Source organism: Variovorax cryoconiti, assembly GCF_051216395.1.
In the GTDB taxonomy this organism is placed as follows: domain Bacteria; phylum Pseudomonadota; class Gammaproteobacteria; order Burkholderiales; family Burkholderiaceae_C; genus Variovorax.
Map to the genome: position 1 here is coordinate 336,202 of NZ_JBPJZI010000005.1, position 15,665 is coordinate 351,866.

13 protein-coding genes and 3 tRNA genes are annotated in these 15,665 nt (G+C 66.9%); 10 read left to right on the forward strand and 6 right to left on the reverse strand.

The features are described from left to right. Positions 1–82 precede the first annotated feature (82 nt). On the reverse strand, positions 83–793 hold the full coding sequence (gene serB, locus ACSFA2_RS15415; RefSeq protein WP_435456184.1) for a phosphoserine phosphatase SerB: 711 nt from the start codon (positions 791–793) through the stop codon (positions 83–85). Continuing rightward, on the reverse strand, positions 790–4,272 hold the full coding sequence (mfd, locus tag ACSFA2_RS15420; RefSeq protein ID WP_435456185.1) for a transcription-repair coupling factor: 3,483 nt from the start codon (positions 4,270–4,272) through the stop codon (positions 790–792). Before mfd ends, serB begins: the two co-directional genes overlap by 4 nt. A 116-nt stretch (positions 4,273–4,388) precedes the next feature. Between mfd and ispD the strand changes: the two genes are divergently transcribed. Continuing rightward, a complete protein-coding gene (gene ispD, locus ACSFA2_RS15425) occupies positions 4,389–5,105 on the forward strand; it encodes a 2-C-methyl-D-erythritol 4-phosphate cytidylyltransferase (protein ID WP_435456186.1) in 717 nt (238 codons plus the stop codon). Then, a complete protein-coding gene (gene ispF / locus ACSFA2_RS15430; protein WP_435456187.1) occupies positions 5,102–5,587 on the forward strand; it encodes a 2-C-methyl-D-erythritol 2,4-cyclodiphosphate synthase in 486 nt (161 codons plus the stop codon). Before ispD ends, ispF begins: the two co-directional genes overlap by 4 nt. A gap of 11 nt (positions 5,588–5,598) precedes the next feature. Here ispF and ACSFA2_RS15435 read toward each other — a convergent pair whose 3' ends face one another. Together ACSFA2_RS15435 and ompR are read right to left on the reverse strand one after the other, a co-directional pair. Continuing rightward, complete coding sequence (locus ACSFA2_RS15435) at positions 5,599–7,005, reverse strand: sensor histidine kinase (RefSeq protein ID WP_435456259.1); 1,407 nt, start codon at positions 7,003–7,005, stop codon at positions 5,599–5,601. Positions 7,006–7,087: 82 nt separating this feature from the next. Next, a complete protein-coding gene (gene ompR / locus ACSFA2_RS15440; protein WP_262075457.1) occupies positions 7,088–7,819 on the reverse strand; it encodes an osmolarity response regulator transcription factor OmpR in 732 nt (243 codons plus the stop codon). A 172-nt stretch (positions 7,820–7,991) separates the two neighbouring features. On the opposite strand from ompR, the gene ACSFA2_RS15445 reads away from it, so the two are divergent. The 8 genes from ACSFA2_RS15445 to rimO all read left to right on the forward strand — a co-directional run bounded on the left by ACSFA2_RS15445 (position 7,992) and on the right by rimO (position 15,181). Continuing rightward, entirely contained in the window at positions 7,992–8,360 is a 369-nt protein-coding gene (locus ACSFA2_RS15445) for a hypothetical protein (RefSeq protein WP_435456188.1), read from the forward strand. Between the two features lie 64 nt (positions 8,361–8,424). Continuing rightward, a complete protein-coding gene (locus tag ACSFA2_RS15450) occupies positions 8,425–9,111 on the forward strand; it encodes an SIMPL domain-containing protein (protein WP_435456189.1) in 687 nt (228 codons plus the stop codon). A gap of 126 nt (positions 9,112–9,237) precedes the next feature. Next, positions 9,238–10,185 (forward strand): alpha/beta fold hydrolase, encoded by a 948-nt coding sequence (locus ACSFA2_RS15455; protein WP_435456190.1) that lies wholly within the window; start codon positions 9,238–9,240, stop codon positions 10,183–10,185. 96 nt (positions 10,186–10,281) lie between these two features. Continuing rightward, the gene (locus ACSFA2_RS15460; RefSeq protein ID WP_435456260.1) at positions 10,282–12,423 is read left to right on the forward strand and encodes a RelA/SpoT family protein; all 2,142 of its coding nucleotides are present in this window, start codon (positions 10,282–10,284) and stop codon (positions 12,421–12,423) included. A gap of 50 nt (positions 12,424–12,473) precedes the next feature. Further along, positions 12,474–12,550, forward strand: a tRNA-Val gene (locus ACSFA2_RS15465). Between the two features lie 148 nt (positions 12,551–12,698). Next, positions 12,699–13,061 carry a hypothetical protein gene (locus ACSFA2_RS15470; RefSeq protein ID WP_286645748.1) on the forward strand — a complete coding sequence of 121 codons (363 nt, stop codon included), beginning with the start codon at positions 12,699–12,701 and terminating at the stop codon, positions 13,059–13,061. A gap of 99 nt (positions 13,062–13,160) precedes the next feature. Beyond that, positions 13,161–13,694 (forward strand): polyhydroxyalkanoate synthesis repressor PhaR, encoded by a 534-nt coding sequence (phaR, locus tag ACSFA2_RS15475; RefSeq protein WP_435456191.1) that lies wholly within the window; start codon positions 13,161–13,163, stop codon positions 13,692–13,694. Between the two features lie 80 nt (positions 13,695–13,774). Next, entirely contained in the window at positions 13,775–15,181 is a 1,407-nt protein-coding gene (gene rimO, locus ACSFA2_RS15480) for a 30S ribosomal protein S12 methylthiotransferase RimO (protein WP_435456192.1), read from the forward strand. 87 nt (positions 15,182–15,268) lie between these two features. Here rimO and ACSFA2_RS15485 read toward each other — a convergent pair. After that, positions 15,269–15,353 (reverse strand) — tRNA-Leu (locus tag ACSFA2_RS15485). A gap of 161 nt (positions 15,354–15,514) precedes the next feature. Beyond that, positions 15,515–15,599, reverse strand: a tRNA-Leu gene (locus ACSFA2_RS15490). Positions 15,600–15,665: the final 66 nt, after the last annotated feature.

A 15,665-nucleotide genomic window follows, 5' to 3' on the forward strand; every position in this document is an offset into this window, starting at 1 on the left:
GGAGAGCTGACCGGCACCTGAACAACCCTAGGTGTAGCGCGCGTCGTTTTCCCTTAAGGAGAAACCGGTTTCGTCCTGGCCTTCAGCGCAACACCTCGAGCAGTCGGTCGAGTCCGCCTTCGTTGATCGCCACCATGGCCTGCTCGCGGACCCTGGGCTTGGCATGGAACGCGACCGACAGGCCGGCCTCGCCCATCATCGGCAGGTCGTTGGCGCCGTCGCCGACGGCAATGCATTCCTGCGCCGACACGCCCAGCAGCGAGGCCACCTCCAGCAGCGTGCGCCGCTTCTCGGCACCGTCGCAAATATCACCCCAGCTCTGCTGCACCACGCGGCCGATGAGCTTCCCGTCTGCCTCGTCGAGCAGGTTCGATCGCGCGAAGTCGATGCCCAGCCGGTCCTTCACGCGGTTGGCGAAGAAGGTGAAGCCGCCCGAGACCAGCAGCACCTTCAGACCGGCCGTCTTGCACGCGGCGACCAATTCGCTGGCGCCCGGGTTGAGCTGCAGCCGCTCGTCGTAGACCTGCTGCAGCGCCGACACCGGCACGCCTTCGAGCAGCGCCACGCGGCGGCGCAGGCTCTCCTTGAAGTCCTTGATCTCGCCGCGCATCGTCGCTTCGGTGATGGCAGCCACCTCGGCCTTCTTGCCGACGGCATCGGCGATCTCGTCGATGCACTCGATGTTGATCAACGTCGAGTCCATGTCGAAGGCGATCAGCTTGAAGTCGCCGAGCGCGAGCGGCGGCGTGAAGCGCTGCACCACGAGGCCGGGCGCGAATGTCATGGGGCTCATACGGGGGCGGGTTCCTGGTGGGTCTTGGGTTGGCCAAGGCTGCGCAGCACGTCGCGCACCATCTGCGCACGGTCTTTCGGTTCCTTGAGTTCGCGCTCGATGCGCAGCTTCTCGTTGCCGGCCAGCTTGATGTGCTTGTTCTTCTGGATCAGCTGGATGATCGCCATCGAATCGATGGGCGGGTCCTTCTTGAAGGTGATGTTGATGACGCCCGGCGCCGCATCGACCTTCACCACGCCGTAGGGCCGCGCCAGCACGCGCAGGCGGTGCGTGTCGATCAGCGTCTGCGCCTGCGGCGGCAGCTTGCCGAAGCGGTCGACGATCTCTTCGAGCAGCGTGTCGATCTGGTCCGGCGTCTTGGCGGTCGCGAGCTTCTTGTAGAACGACAGGCGCAGGTGCACGTCGCCGCAGTAGTCGTCGGGCAGCAGGGCGGGGGCGTGCAGGTTGATCTCGGTCGTGACCGACAGCGGCGCCAGCAGATCGGGCTCGTGCCCGGCCTTGAGCGAGCGCACGGCTTCGCTCAGCATCTCGTTGTAGAGCTGGAAGCCGATCTCCATCATGTTGCCACTCTGGTTCTCGCCCAGCACCTCGCCGGTGCCGCGGATCTCCAGGTCGTGCATCGCGAGGTAGAAGCCCGAGCCCAGTTCTTCCATCTGCTGGATCGCGTCGAGCCGCTGCGAGGCCTGCTTGGTCAGGCCTTCGATGTCCGGCACCATGAGGTAGGCATAGGCCTGGTGGTGCGAGCGCCCGACGCGGCCGCGCAGCTGGTGCAATTGGGCCAGGCCGAACTTGTCGGCACGGCTCATGACGATGGTGTTGGCGGTCGGCACATCGATGCCGGTCTCGATGATGGTCGAGCACAGGAGGATGTTGTAGCGCTGCGCCACGAAGTCGCGCATCACGCGCTCCAGCTCGCGCTCGGGCATCTGGCCGTGGGCCACGGCGATGCGCGCCTCGGGCAATATCTCCTCCAGCTTCTGGCGCCGGTTCTCGATGGTCTCGACCTCGTTGTGCAGGAAGTAGACCTGTCCGCCGCGCTTGAGCTCCCGCAGCACGGCTTCGCGGATCACGCCGTTGCCTTCGGTGCGCACGAAGGTCTTGATCGCCAGCCGGCGTTGCGGCGCGGTGGCGATCACGCTCAGGTCGCGCAGGCCTTCCAGCGCCATGCCCAGCGTGCGCGGAATCGGCGTGGCGGTCAGCGTGAGCACGTCGACCTCGGCGCGGATGGCCTTCATCGCCTCCTTGTGGCGCACGCCGAAGCGATGTTCCTCGTCGATGATGAGCAGGCCCAGGTTCTTGAAGTCGATCGAGGGCGACAGCAGCTTGTGCGTGCCGACCACGATGTCGACGCTGCCGTCGGCCAGGCCCTTGGCCGCGGCGCTGATTTCCTTGGTGGAGCGGAAGCGGCTCATCTCCGCCACCTTCACCGGCCACTTGCTGAAGCGGTCGACCAGCGTCTGGTAGTGCTGCTCGGCCAGCAGCGTGGTCGGCGCGAGGAACGCCACCTGCTTGCCGCCGGTGATGGCGATGAAGGCGGCGCGCAACGCGACCTCGGTCTTGCCGAAGCCCACGTCGCCGCAGACCAGCCGATCCATCGGCTGCGGCGAAATCATGTCCTGAATCACGGCGTGGATCGCAGCCTTCTGGTCGGCCGTCTCGTCGAAGCCGAAGTCGTTCGCGAACACCTCGTAGTCGGCCGCCGAGTAGCGGAAGGCGTGGCCCTGGCGCGCGGCGCGGCGGGCGTAGATGTTGAGCAGCTCGGCAGCCGAGTCTCGAATCTGCTCGGCGGCCTTGCGCTTGGCCTTGTCCCACTGGCCCGAGCCCAGCTTGTGCAGCGGCGCCTCGTCGGCACTCACGCCGGTGTAGCGGCTGATCTGGTGCAACTGGCTCACCGGCACATAGAGCGTGGCCTTGTCGGCGTATTCCAGGTGCAGCATCTCCTGCAGCAGCGGGTTCCCGTCGGCGTCCTTGCCCTGGTCGAGGTCCATGTTGATCAGCCCGCGGTAGCGGCCGATGCCGTGCGCGGTGTGGACTACCGGGTCGCCGACGTTGAGCTCGCTCAAGTCCTTGATCAGCGCCTCGACGTCGCTGACCTGCTCCTGGCGCTTGTTGCGGCGGCGCGTGGTCGGCGCGGCGGCGAACAGCTCGGTCTCGGTGACGAAGTCGATGTTGCGTTCGCGCCAGGCGAAGCCCGAGGCCAGCGCTGCCGTCGCGATGCCGATCTTCTCGGCGTCGTCGGCCTCGAACTCGGCCAGCGACTCGAAGGCCGGCGGGCTGATGCCGCTGGCGCGCAGAAAGTCGAGCAGGCTCTCGCGGCGGCCATCGCTCTCGGCGATCAGCAGCAGGCGGCTGGGCGTCGCGCGGATGTAGTCCTTGAGCTTGGTCAGCGGGTCTTCGGCACCTCGCACCACGGCGAAGGGCGGCAGCGTGTCGAACTCGGCATACGGCGCCTCGGTGGCCGCACCGCGGATCGCGAGCTGCGCATACGGCTTGGCGCGGCTGTAGAACTGTTCGCCGTTGAGGAACAGCGATTCGGGCGGCAGCGCCGGCCGCTCCGGGTCGCCGCGCACCAGGCGGTAGCGCTCGGCGGCGTCCTGCCAGAAATGCTGGAAGGCCGGTTCGAGGTCGCCGTGCAGCACGACGGTCGCATCGGTGCCCAGGTAGTCGAACACCGTGGCCGTCTCCTCGAAGAACAGCGGTAGGTAGTACTCGATGCCGGCGGTGGCCACGCCGTTGCCCATGTCCTTGTAGATGCGGCTCTTGGTCGGGTCGCCCTCGAGCAGTTCGCGCCAGCGGCTGCGAAAGCGCGCACGGGCGTCGTCGTCCATCGGGAACTCGCGCCCGGGCAGCAGGCGCACCTCGGGCACGGGGTAGAGGCTGCGCTGCGTGTCGGGGTCGAAGGTGCGGATGGTGTCGATCTCGTCGTCGAACAGGTCGACGCGGAAGGGCACCAGCGAACCCATCGGGAACAGATCGATCAGCCCACCGCGCACCGCGTATTCGCCCGGGCTCACCACCTGCGTCACATGGCTGTAGCCGGCCAGAGTGAGCTGCGCCTTGAGCTTGGACTCTTCCAGCTTCTGCTTGGTCTTGAAGTGGAAGGTGTAGCCGGCCAGGAAGGCGGGCGGCGCGACGCGGTAGAGCGCCGTGGTCGCCGGCACCAGCACCACGTCAGCCTCCTTCTGGCTGATGCGCCAGAGCGTGGCGAGGCGCTCGCTGATCAGGTCCTGGTGCGGCGAGAAGCTGTCGTAGGGCAGCGTCTCCCAGTCGGGGAACAGGGCACAGCGCAGCTCGGGCGCGAAGAAGGCGATCTCGTCGATGAGCCGCTGCGCGTCGTTGGCGTCGGCGGTGAAGATCGCCGTCGCGCGGCCGGCCTTCTTTTCGCGTTCGGCCAACTGGGCGAGCAGCAGCGCATCGGCCGACAGGGGAGGGCGCGGCAGCGTGAATCGCTTGCCGGCAGGGAGAGCGGGGAGATCCATGAAGTGCTTCGAGAAATGCAGAACACCCCGCGTCGGGTGACGAGGGGTGTTGAGAGACGCTGCAATTCTAGAATGGCAGCCCCTTTCCTGCCCGCCGCGCGCCGCGCGACCTTCCGATGCACGCCTCCCGCTTCTACGTCCTCATTCCCAGCGCCGGCTCGGGCAGCCGCGCCGGGGGCGAGACGCCCAAGCAGTACCGGCGCATCGCCGGCCAGCCGGTGGTCGCGCACACGCTGGAGGCGTTCCGGGCGCTGCCGGGTCGCTTCGCCACCGTGGCCCTGGTGGTGGCACCGAACGACCGGGCCGTCGAGGCCGCGCTGCCGCGTTTCCCCGGCGCTGGCGAGGCGCTGCTGCGGGTCGGCGGCGCCAGCCGGGCGGCCTCGGTACGCAACGGCCTGGTCGCGCTGCGCGACGCCGGCGCCTCGCCGCACGACTGGGTGCTGGTGCACGATGCGGCCCGCTGCCTGATCACGCCGACGCAGATCGAATCCTTGCTGGCCGCGTGCGAGCACGACGCCGTCGGCGGCCTGCTGGCACACCGGTTGGCCGACACGTTGAAGTCGGCATCGCCGGACGGCCGCGTGGCTGCCACCCTGGCGCGCGCCGACAAGTGGCTGGCGCAGACCCCGCAGATGTTCCGCATCGGCATCCTGCTCGACGCATTGGAGAAGGCGGGCGACGCGGTCACCGACGAGGCCAGCGCCATCGAGGCACGCGGCCTGGCGCCACTGCTGGTCGAGGGCAGCGCACAGAATTTCAAAGTCACCTACGCCGAAGATTTCGCACTGGCCGACGCCGTGCTGCTCGCGCGTCGCAACCAGGGCATCGCATGACTTCCTTCGACATCCGCGTGGGCGAGGGCTGGGACATCCATCAGCTCGTGGCCGGGCGCAAGCTCGTGCTCGGCGGTATCGAGGTGCCGCACAGCACCGGCCTGCTGGGCCATTCCGACGCCGACGTGCTGTTGCACGCGATCACCGATGCGTTGCTGGGCGCGGCCGGGCTGGGCGACATCGGGCGGCATTTTCCGGACACCGATGCGCAGTTCCGCGGGGCCGACTCCGCCGTGCTGCTGGCCGAGGCCGCGCGCCGCGTGCGCGCGGCCGGCTGGCAGATCGGCAATGTCGACAGCACCGTGATCGCGCAGGCGCCGAAGCTGGCGCCGCACATTCCGGCCATGTGCGCGCGCATCGCCCAGACGCTGGACGTCGCGCCTGACCGGGTCAACGTGAAGGCCAAGACCGCCGAGAAGCTGGGCCCGGTGGGCGAGGGCCGTGCGATGGAAGCGCGCGCCGCGGTGCTGCTGCACCGTTGAACCCCGGCTGATCAGCCCTTCTTGCCCGGCACGGTGACCGTCTTGGGCGGCATCGCGCGCGGCATCCGGATGTGCGCCGCGAAGCCGCGCCCCGGCGTGCTGGTGAGCGCGAACGTGCCGCCCATGCGCTCGATGTTCTTCGCGACGATCGACAGGCCGAGGCCGGCGCCCGCGGCGGACGTACGCGCCGCGTCGCCCCGGAAGAAGGGCTTGGTCAGCTGCGACAGCGTGGCCGCCGCAACGCCCGCGCCGTGGTCGCGCACCTTGATGAGCACCGCCTCGTCGTGGGCCTGGGCCTGGATCGTCACGTCGGCCACGCCGGTCGCGGGGGTCTTGCCGTAGCGCCTTGCGTTCTCGACCAGGTTCGAGATCACGCGCTGCAGCTCGACCTCGTCGGCCATCACGCGCAGGTCGTACGGCACATCGACCTTGATCTTCATGTCGTCGTACTCCTGTACGGCGTAGGTGCAGGCGTCGACCACGTCGCGCAGCAGCACCGGCTTGAAATCGACGTGGTCGGGGCGTGCGTAGTCGAGGAACTTGTCGATGATCGCGTCGAGCTGCGCGATATCGGCCGCCATGTGGTTGCGGGCGTCCTCGTCGGCCACGCTCATCTCGGTCTCCAGACGCAGCCGTGCGAGCGGCGTGCGCAGGTCGTGCGAGATGCCGGCCAGCATGATGGCGCGGTCCTGCTCGATCTTCGCCAGCTGGTCCGCCATGCGGTTGAAGCCGATGTTGACCGCGCGGATCTCGTTGGTGCGGGCCCGTTCGTCGAGCCGGTGCGCCTCGTATTCGCCTTCGCGCACCTGCCGGGTGGCGCGCGAGAGCTGCTTGAGCGGCCGGTTGATGAAGCGCGTGATGAGCGCGGCGCCGGCCAGCGACAGCACCATCGCCGTGATCAGCCACACCAGCCAGGTGCGTCCGCCCACGCGGCTGAAACGCGTCGGGTCCAGCAGCAGCCAGTAGGTGTCGCTCTCGATCGTGAAGCCGATCCACAGGCCGGGTTCGTCGTTGACCCGGCTGGCCACGGTCGTGCCCTCGCCCAGCTGGTCGATGAGCTCCTCGGTCACACGCTGGTCGAGCGCGCCGCTGGTGTAGGGCGCGAAGCGGTCGTTCGGTTCGCGCGGCAGGATGCGCACGCCCTCCTGGTCGGCCAGGGTCTTGATCAGCGAGACGCGGGTGATCGCGTCGGAGTAGACCAGCGCGGCGCGCGTCAGGTTCACCAGCGAGGCGATCTGGTGCGCGGTCTGGATGGCGCGCGGCTCGTACTCGAGCGCGCGGAAGGTCTGCAGCCAGGCGACCGTGCAGCCGAAGAGCAGCAGCGCCAGCAGGAAGAAGGTGCGCCAGAAAAGGCTGAAGCCGAGCTTCAGCCCGACGCGCCGCTTGGTCTGAGGCGTGCCCTCGAGCGGGCTCGGCATCGTGACCTGCGGGCCATCGTCGGAAAAGGGGGCCGGCTGGGTCGTCCGGGGGCCGGTGGCCTCCGCATGCATGCGGAGCGCTTCAGGCCGTGCCGTCCGGCACGAACACGTAGCCCACGCCCCACACCGTCTGGATGTAGCGCGGCGCGGCCGCATCGGACTCCACGAGCTTGCGCAGGCGCGAGATCTGCACGTCCAGGCTGCGGTCGAAAGGCTCGAATTCGCGGCCGCGGGCCAGTTGCGCCAGCTTCTCGCGCGACAGCGGCTGGCGCGGGTGGCGCACCAGCGCCTTGAGCATGGCGAACTCACCGGTGGTGAGCGACAGCTCCTCGCCGTCCTTCTTGAGGGTGCGCGAGCCGAGGTCGAAGGTGAAGGGGCCGAAGCTCACCGTCTCGTTGTCGGTCGACGGCGCACCGGGCGCCTCGAGCGGCGGGCGGCGACGCAGCACCGCGTGGACACGGGCCAGCAGTTCGCGCGGGTTGAAGGGCTTGCCCAGGTAGTCGTCGGCGCCGACTTCGAGGCCGACGATGCGGTCGACGTCCTCGCCCTTGGCGGTGAGCATGATGATCGGGGTGCGGTCATTGGCAGCGCGCAGGCGCCGGCAGACCGACAGGCCGTCTTCGCCGGGCATCATCAGGTCGAGCACGATCAGGTCGACCGTGTCGCGCAGCAGGATGCGGTTGAGTGCCTTGCCGTCCTCGGCCACGATGACCTCGAAACCTTCCTGGGTCAGGTAGCGGCGGAGCAGGTCGCGGATGCGCGCGTCGTCGTCGACGATGACGACCTTGTCGGTACGTGCGGGAGTCTGATTCATTTCTGCAACGGAGATTTGTAACAGGCGCGATTCTGAAGGCGTTGCGTCGCCATTCTTTGGCTTTGCGTGTTTGTCTGACACTAAGTTACACAACTTGCCTGCGCTGGCGGGGCGTTCGTTTTGGCTTCAAACGTTGATGGCACAGTGATGCTGTCACCGCTCTTGGCCATCCATGAAATCGTCGATTCCTGTCCGTTCGCTGCCCGTTGCGCTGGTTTTTTCCGCCTGTTCGATGTCGTGGGCCGCGACGGGGTTTGTGCAGGTTGGCGGCGCGACGCGCCACGAAGTGCGCCAGGCGGTGCAGGCACACCGTGCCGCGCAGCGCGAAGAGGTGCAGCGCGAGGAGGCGTCCGCCGGGCGCCGCCTCACCCCGGCCGAGCTGGCCGAGCTGCGTAGCCAGGTCCGGCAGCAGTGGTCGCCACGCTACGATGCACCGCATGTCACCATGCCGTCGCCGGCGGCGGAGGCTTCGCAGCCCGCGGAACCTCAGCCACCGACGCCGATGCGCGCGTTGACCTTGCCGCGCAGCCAGCGGCAGTGACCGCCACCCGCCGGCCCGTTCTGGGCCGGCTTTCACCATCGAAGGGAATGTCTTGAGAACAATGATGAAGTTGATGACCGCCTGCGCGGCCCTGGCCTGTGCCGGTGTGGCCCTGGCCGACATGCCGCCGCCGCAGAACGTGCTGCAGCTGTCGGCCAGCGGCACGGTCGAGGTCCAGCAGGATCTGTTGAGCATGACGCTCAGCACCACCCGCGATGCCCCCGAGGCTGCCACTGTCCAGAACCAGCTCAAGGCGGCGCTGGATGCCGCGTTGGCCGAGGCGCGCAAGAGCGCGCAGCCGGGGCAGCTCGACGTGCGCACCGGCAACTTCACGCTGTCGCCGCGCTACACCCGCGAGGGCAAGATCAACGGCTGGCAGGGCTCGACCGAGCTCGTGCTGGAAGGGCGCGACTTCCCCCGCATCACGCAGACCGCCAACCGCATCACGACGCTGACGGTCGGCGGCGTCGGCTTCGGCCTGAGCCGCGAGCAACGCGCCCAGGTCGAGACCGAGGCGCAGTCCATCGCCATCGAGAACTTCAAGCAGAAGGCCGGCGAGCTGGCCAAGGGCTTCGGCTTCGCCGGCTACACCCTGCGCGAGGTGTCGGTGAACGCGAACGAGGGCGGCCCGATCCGACCGCGGATGATGGCGGCGCAGGCCAAGTCCCTCTCTGCCGATGCGCCGGTGCCGGTCGAGGCGGGCAAGACGAGCGTCGTCGTGAACATCTCGGGCGCAGTGCAGCTGAAGTAGACCTCACCCATCGGCTGCGCTGCGGCGAAGGCCGGTCGTCGTCGCGCAGGACGATCGCCGCCGGGATGAATTAGGATGCAACGAGACCATTCTCCGCAGCCGTTCGCCCCTGTTTCTGTCCCGTTCATGACCGAGCCCACTCTCTTCTTCGTCGATTGCGCGGATGCGCAAGGGGGTCATCGAATGGGCTGCTGGCAGTGGGGCGATGCGCACAGCGCGAACGTCGTGCTGTGCGTGCACGGGCTCACCCGGCAGGGCCGCGATTTCGACGTGCTTGCGCAGGCGATCGTCGCGCGCACGGGCGGCGATGTGCGCGTCGTCTGCCCCGATGTCGTCGGCCGCGGCGAGAGCGACTGGCTGGTCGACCCGAACGCTTACCAGGTGCCGCTCTATGCCGCCGACATGTTGGCCCTGCTCGCGCAGCTGCAGGCCGATCGCGCCATCGCGCGGCTCGACTATGTCGGTACCAGCATGGGCGGGCTCATCGGACTGGTGCTCGCGGGCAACCCGGCGCTCGCCTTGCCGGCGCCGATCCGTCGCCTGGTGATCAACGACGTCGGGCCGACGATCGATGCGGCGGCCTTGCAGCGCATCGGCCTGTACCTTGGCAACGTCGGGTGCTTCGCCTCGCTGCAGGAGGCCGCCGACGCCATGTGGGCGATCTCGCAGAGCTTCGGTCCACACGCGCCGGACGAGTGGCTGGCGCTGTCGCGCGCCATGGTCGTTCCGGCGAGCCGGCGTACGGCCGACGGCTCGGCCAAGCAAGCGGGCGATGCCACCGACGCGCCGCTCGTCCTTCACTACGACCCCGCGATCGCTGTACCTTTCCGGGCCATCACGCCGGAGGCTGCAGCGCAGGGCGAGGTGCTGCTGTGGTCGCTCTACGATGCGATCCACGCCGCGACGCTGCTGACGCGCGGCGCGCAATCCGACCTGCTGTCGCACGACACTGCGCTGGCCATGACGCAGCGCGGCCCGAAGGCCCGGCTGGTCGAGTTCGCCGGCGTCGGGCATGCGCCCACCTTCGTGAAGCCCGACCAGGTCGCGGCCGTCACCTCTTTTCTGTTCGACTGAGTGAAACGCGATTCCTCCAATCTTCCGGCACGCATCGCGGCCGACGCCGTGGTCGACTACCCGCTGTCGGCCGCGACGGCGGAGCGCAGCCCCGTCATGGAGAACATGCTGGCACGCGCGCGGGCCTTCGCCGAGCCGCTGATCGCGGACGAGACGCTCGACACCGGTGAGAACACCCTGGCGCACGCCGATGCAGTCGCTGCCATCGTGGCGCACATGGGCGGCTCCGAGGCCATGCAGGCGGCCAGCTACCTGGTGTATTCCTGCCAGCACCTGAATCGTCCGCAGGAAGTCATCGCCAAGGTCTTTGGCGACAACTTCGCGGCGTTGGCGGTGGAGACCACCAAGCTCGTGCAGGTGCAGGCGCAGGCGCGCGGCGCCGCGTTGAGCGCCCACGGGGCCGATGGCGGCGGTGCACAGACCGAGAACGTGCGCAAGATGCTGCTCGCGTTCTCGCGCGACCTGCGGGTGGTGATGCTCCGTCTGGCCTCGCGGCTGCAGACATTGCGCCATGCGGCCGCCATCAAGACGCCGGTGCCCGAGAGCGTCGCGCGCGAATCGCTTCAGGTCTTCGCGCCTCTGGCCAATCGGCTGGGCATCTGGCAGGTCAAGTGGGAGATCGAGGACCTGTCCTTCCGCTTCCTCGAGCCCGAGACGTACAAGCTCATCGCCCAGCTGCTCGACGAGAAGCGCGTGGAGCGCGAAGGCTACATCGAGCAGTTGCGCACACAGCTCGAGGAAGAGTTGAAGGGGCAGGGCATCGCGGCCACCGTACAGGGCCGGCCGAAGAACATCTACAGCATCGTGAAGAAGATGCGCGGCAAGTCGCTCGACTTCGCGCAGGTCTTCGACATCCTGGCGCTGCGCGTCGTTGTGCCGGACGTGAAGGACTGCTACGCCGCGCTGGCCTGGGTGCATTCGCACTTCGAGCCGATCGACGAGGAGTTCGACGACTACATCGCGCGGCCTAAGCCCAACGGCTACCAGTCGCTGCACACGGTGGTGCGCAAGGTCGTGGATGGCAAGGCCGGCAAGCCGATCGAGATCCAGATCCGCACGGAGGAGATGCACGACCACGCCGAGCATGGCGTGGCGGCGCACTGGGCCTACAAGGAAGCCGGGCCGAAGGGCTATGCCGGCGTGTGGTCCAGTGGCGAGTACGACGCGAAGATCGCGGTGCTGCGCCAACTGCTCGCCTGGGAGCGCGACCTGTCCGGCGGCCAGCAGGGCCAAGGCCTGTTCGACGACCGCATCTACGTGCTGACGCCGGACGCCGCGATCGTCGAGTTGCCGCAGGGCGCAACCGCGGTCGACTTCGCCTACACCGTGCACACCAGCCTGGGCCATCGCTGCCGGGGCGCACGCATCGACGGCACCATGGTGCCGCTCAACACACCGCTGCAGAACGGCCAGACGGTCGAGATCATCGCGGCGAAGGAGGGCGGGCCGTCGCGCGACTGGCTCAATGCCGAACTGGGCTACCTCGCCAGCCACCGTGCCCGCGCCAAGGTGCGCGCGTGGTTCAACGCGCAGATCACGCACGAAACCATCGCCAAGGGTCGCGAGGCCGTCGAGAAGGTGCTGCAGCGCGAAGGCAAGACCTCGACGCGGCTGGAAGACCTCGCGTCGCAGCTCGGCTTCAAGTCGGCCGATCATCTGTTCGAAGTCGTCGGCAAAGACGAGTTCTCGCTGCGCAACATCGAGACCTTGCTGCGCCCCCCCGAGCCTGCGCCAGGGCCCGACGACGGCGTGCTGTTGAAGAAGTCGCGCGCCAGCGACCACGCCGGCAAGGGCGGCGTGCTGGTCGTGGGCGTGTCGTCGTTAATGACGCAGTTGGCCAAGTGCTGCCGACCGGCGCCACCGGACGCCATCGGTGGCTTCGTCACGCGCGGCCACGGCGTGAGCGTGCACCGCAGCGATTGCAGCAATTTCCGCACGATGGCCGGGCACAACCCCGAGCGTGTGATCGACGTCGAATGGGGCCGGCCGAAGGTAGAGGAGGGCTCGCTCTACGCGGTCGATGTGGCCGTGGAGGCGGCCGACCGGCAGGGCCTGCTGCGCGATATCTCGGACGTGTTCGCGCGCGAGAAGATGAACGTCATCGGTGTGCAGACGCAGTCGGTCAAGGGCACCGCCTGGATGACGTTCACCGTCGAGATCCCCAACACCGCGCGACTCTCGCAGGTGCTGAAGGTGGTGTCCGCGGTGCCGGGTGTGAGATCTTCACGTCGCCGTTGAAAAAGCGCGTTTTTGCCTGCTATACTCGTAGGCTTCTCGGACACATCCTTAGGCGCGTAGCTCAGCTGGTTAGAGCACCACCTTGACATGGTGGGGGTCGTTGGTTCGAGTCCAATCGCGCCTACCAATTTTCGATCAATGACCCGGCCAACCACCGGGCTCACATCGAACCGATACCTCGGGTTTTGCTTGAGGTCTATCCCCTTCGAATGAATGGCATGAACCGTACCGAATGTGGTACCTTGAATGCCATTCCCCGACCTCCACGTGTTCCGATGAGTTCCGCCCCCGTGACCGATCCCGCGCAAGAAGAACTGCGTGTGGCTGCTTTGTTGCGGCATGCACCGCTCGAGTTCGCACGGGTGGTCTACGGACTCAACGATCAGGCCAATGGTCGCGCCGCGACGATGGCGGCCGAGGATGTCGCACGCACCGTGCGCCAGGGCACGCCGGTGACGCGCGAACGCGCTGAGCAGCGGGCACGCGCCTACCTGCCAAGCGCCGGGCACGAGCACTGCCCACGGTGCTGGGTCTTCAACGGCATCAAGAGCCCGCTGCACTACCGCGAGCAAAGCGAGGAACGCCCCGAGTCCGCGCTCTGCAAGGTATGCGGCGCGGAGTACGTCACTGCACTTTGAGGCGATGCGCCGGTCAGGGTTAACCTTGGCGCGGTGCAGCAAAAGCGCTCCCTAGAATCGTTCGCGCGCCATCGGCGTGAACACGTGAAGGAGTCCTCAGTGCAGAGCAAGAAGTCCGGTACCAAGCCGGTGCAGCGCGTGATCAAGAAGTACCCGAACCGAAGGCTCTACGACACGGACACTTCCACCTACATCACGCTGGCCGAGGTCAAGAAACTCGTGATGCAGAGCGCGCCCTTCGTGGTGCGCGACGCCAAGACCGGCGACGACCTGACCCGCAGCATCCTGCTGCAGATCATTCTGGAAGAAGAGGCGGGCGGCGCCCCGATGTTCACCGAGCCGGTGCTCGCCAGCATCATCCGCTTCTATGGTCAGGCCATGCAGGGCTACATGGGTCCGTACCTGGAGAAGAATATCCAGGCGATGACCGAGGTGCAGGCCCAGTTGGCCGAAAAGGCCGAGGAGCTGACGCCCGAGATGTGGGCGCGCTTCATGACCGTCCAATCGCCGATGCTGCATGGGCTGATGGGCAACTACGTCGAGCAGTCCAAGAGCATGTTCGTGCAGATGCAAGAGCAGATGCAGAAGAACACCGAGCAGGTCTTGGGCGCCTTCGGCATCAAGCGGCCCTGAAAAGCCGAAATGCAACGCTGCTTGGCCCCGTGGGAGGCCTCGCAGCCGATGGACATTGGTTTAACTGGGACAATAGGGCAATGAGTGAAGTTGCCTCCCCCGAACGAACCGTCACACCGGCCGCCCCCAAGGTCGGCTTCGTGAGCCTGGGCTGCCCCAAGGCCCTGACGGATTCCGAATTGATCCTCACGCAGCTGAGCGCCGAGGGCTACCAGACATCCAAGACTTTCGAAGGCGCCGACCTCGTCATCGTCAACACCTGCGGCTTCATCGACGATGCGGTCAGGGAAAGCCTCGACACCATCGGCGAAGCGCTGGCCGGCAACGGCCGGGTGATCGTCACGGGCTGCCTGGGCGCCAAGACCGGTGAGGACGGCGGAAACATGGTTCGCCAGATGCACCCCAGCGTGCTCGCCGTGACCGGGCCGCATGCCACGCAGGAGGTGATGGACGCGGTTCATGCGAACCTGCCCAAGCCGCACGATCCGTTCATCGATCTCGTACCGAACGCTTTTGGCGTGGCCGGGATCAAGCTGACGCCGCGGCACTATGCGTACCTGAAGATCAGCGAGGGCTGCAACCACCGTTGCACCTTCTGCATCATTCCGTCGATGCGTGGCGATCTGGTGTCCCGGCCAGTCGGTGATGTGTTGAGCGAGGCGAAGGCCTTGTTCGAAGGCGGCGTGAAAGAGCTGCTCGTCATCAGCCAGGACACGTCCGCCTATGGCGTGGACGTGAAGTACCGCACCGGGTTTTGGGACGGCAGGCCGGTGAAGACGCGGATGCTGGAACTGGTTCGCACCCTCGGCGAGATTGCCGAGCCCTACGGTGCCTGGGTGCGGCTGCACTACGTGTACCCGTACCCGAGCGTCGACGAGGTGATCCCTTTGATGGCGAGTGGCCAGGTGCTGCCCTACCTCGACGTCCCGCTGCAGCACAGCCATCCCGATGTGCTGCGCCGCATGAAGCGGCCCGCGAGTGGCGAGAAGAATCTGGAGCGCATCGCGCGCTGGCGCGAGATGAGTCCGGAACTCGTCATCCGCAGCACCTTCATCGCCGGCTTCCCGGGTGAGACCGAGGAAGAATTCGAGCATCTGCTGGACTTCATCCGCGAGGCGGAGATCGACCGCGCCGGATGCTTCGCCTACAGCCCGGTGGAAGGCGCCGCAGCGAACGCGATCCCGGGCATGCTGCCGCTGGAAGTGCGCGAGGCGCGTCGGGCCCGCTTTATGGAAGTGGCCGAGGCGGTGTCGACGGCGAAACTGCGTCGGCGCATCGGCGCGACGATGCAGGTGCTGGTCGACTCGGCGCCAGGCATGGGCCGCAAGGGGGGCGTGGGCCGGACTTACGCCGATGCACCCGAGATCGACGGCACGGTACGACTGCTGCCCCCCGAGAAGATCAGCAAGACGCTGAAGGTCGGTGAGTTCACGCGTGCCCGCATCGTCGGCGTCGAGGGGCACGACCTGATTGCGCTGCCCATCTGATGTCGAAGCCGTTCGGAAGGGCCATGAAAAAAGCCACCGGAGACCGGTGGCTTGATTCGGCTGACCTGGCGGAGGTCAGCGTTGACTTGGTGCCCAGAAGAGGACTCGAACCTCCACGATGTTACTCGCTAGTACCTGAAACTAGTGCGTCTACCAATTCCGCCATCTGGGCTTCACACCTGCCGAAGCAGCTGTGGTTCGCTTTTCAGCGAAGCCTCAAATTATATCCTGCTTTTTCGACTGGGCTGCTCGTGGCCTGGCGAACGGGCATGAAAAAAGCCACCGGAGACCGGTGGCTTGAATCGAATGACCTGGTAAAGGTCTGTTTAAACTTGGTGCCCAGAAGAGGACTCGAACCTCCACGATGTTACTCGCTAGTACCTGAAACTAGTGCGTCTACCAATTCCGCCATCTGGGCTTCACGACTGCAAGAAGCAGTCATGTTTTGAATTTCAGGAAAGAAGGAGATCATATCAAAAATAAT

Excerpts from the sequence above, each read along its gene's own strand:
- serB (WP_435456184.1), bottom strand. The coding sequence starts at position 793 with ATGAGCCCCATGACATTCGCGCCCGGCCTCGTGGTGCAGCGCTTCACG.
- ACSFA2_RS15470 (WP_286645748.1), top strand. The coding sequence starts at position 12,699 with ATGAGTTCCGCCCCCGTGACCGATCCCGCGCAAGAAGAACTGCGTGTG.
- ACSFA2_RS15460 (WP_435456260.1), top strand. The coding sequence starts at position 10,282 with ATGGAGAACATGCTGGCACGCGCGCGGGCCTTCGCCGAGCCGCTGATC.
- ispD (WP_435456186.1), top strand. The coding sequence starts at position 4,389 with ATGCACGCCTCCCGCTTCTACGTCCTCATTCCCAGCGCCGGCTCGGGC.
- ACSFA2_RS15435 (WP_435456259.1), bottom strand. The coding sequence starts at position 7,005 with ATGCCGAGCCCGCTCGAGGGCACGCCTCAGACCAAGCGGCGCGTCGGG.
- ACSFA2_RS15455 (WP_435456190.1), top strand. The coding sequence starts at position 9,238 with ATGACCGAGCCCACTCTCTTCTTCGTCGATTGCGCGGATGCGCAAGGG.
- rimO (WP_435456192.1), top strand. The coding sequence starts at position 13,775 with ATGAGTGAAGTTGCCTCCCCCGAACGAACCGTCACACCGGCCGCCCCC.
- ispF (WP_435456187.1), top strand. The coding sequence starts at position 5,102 with ATGACTTCCTTCGACATCCGCGTGGGCGAGGGCTGGGACATCCATCAG.
- ACSFA2_RS15445 (WP_435456188.1), top strand. The coding sequence starts at position 7,992 with ATGAAATCGTCGATTCCTGTCCGTTCGCTGCCCGTTGCGCTGGTTTTT.
- mfd (WP_435456185.1), bottom strand. The coding sequence starts at position 4,272 with ATGGATCTCCCCGCTCTCCCTGCCGGCAAGCGATTCACGCTGCCGCGC.
- ompR (WP_262075457.1), bottom strand. The coding sequence starts at position 7,819 with ATGAATCAGACTCCCGCACGTACCGACAAGGTCGTCATCGTCGACGAC.
- ACSFA2_RS15450 (WP_435456189.1), top strand. The coding sequence starts at position 8,425 with ATGAAGTTGATGACCGCCTGCGCGGCCCTGGCCTGTGCCGGTGTGGCC.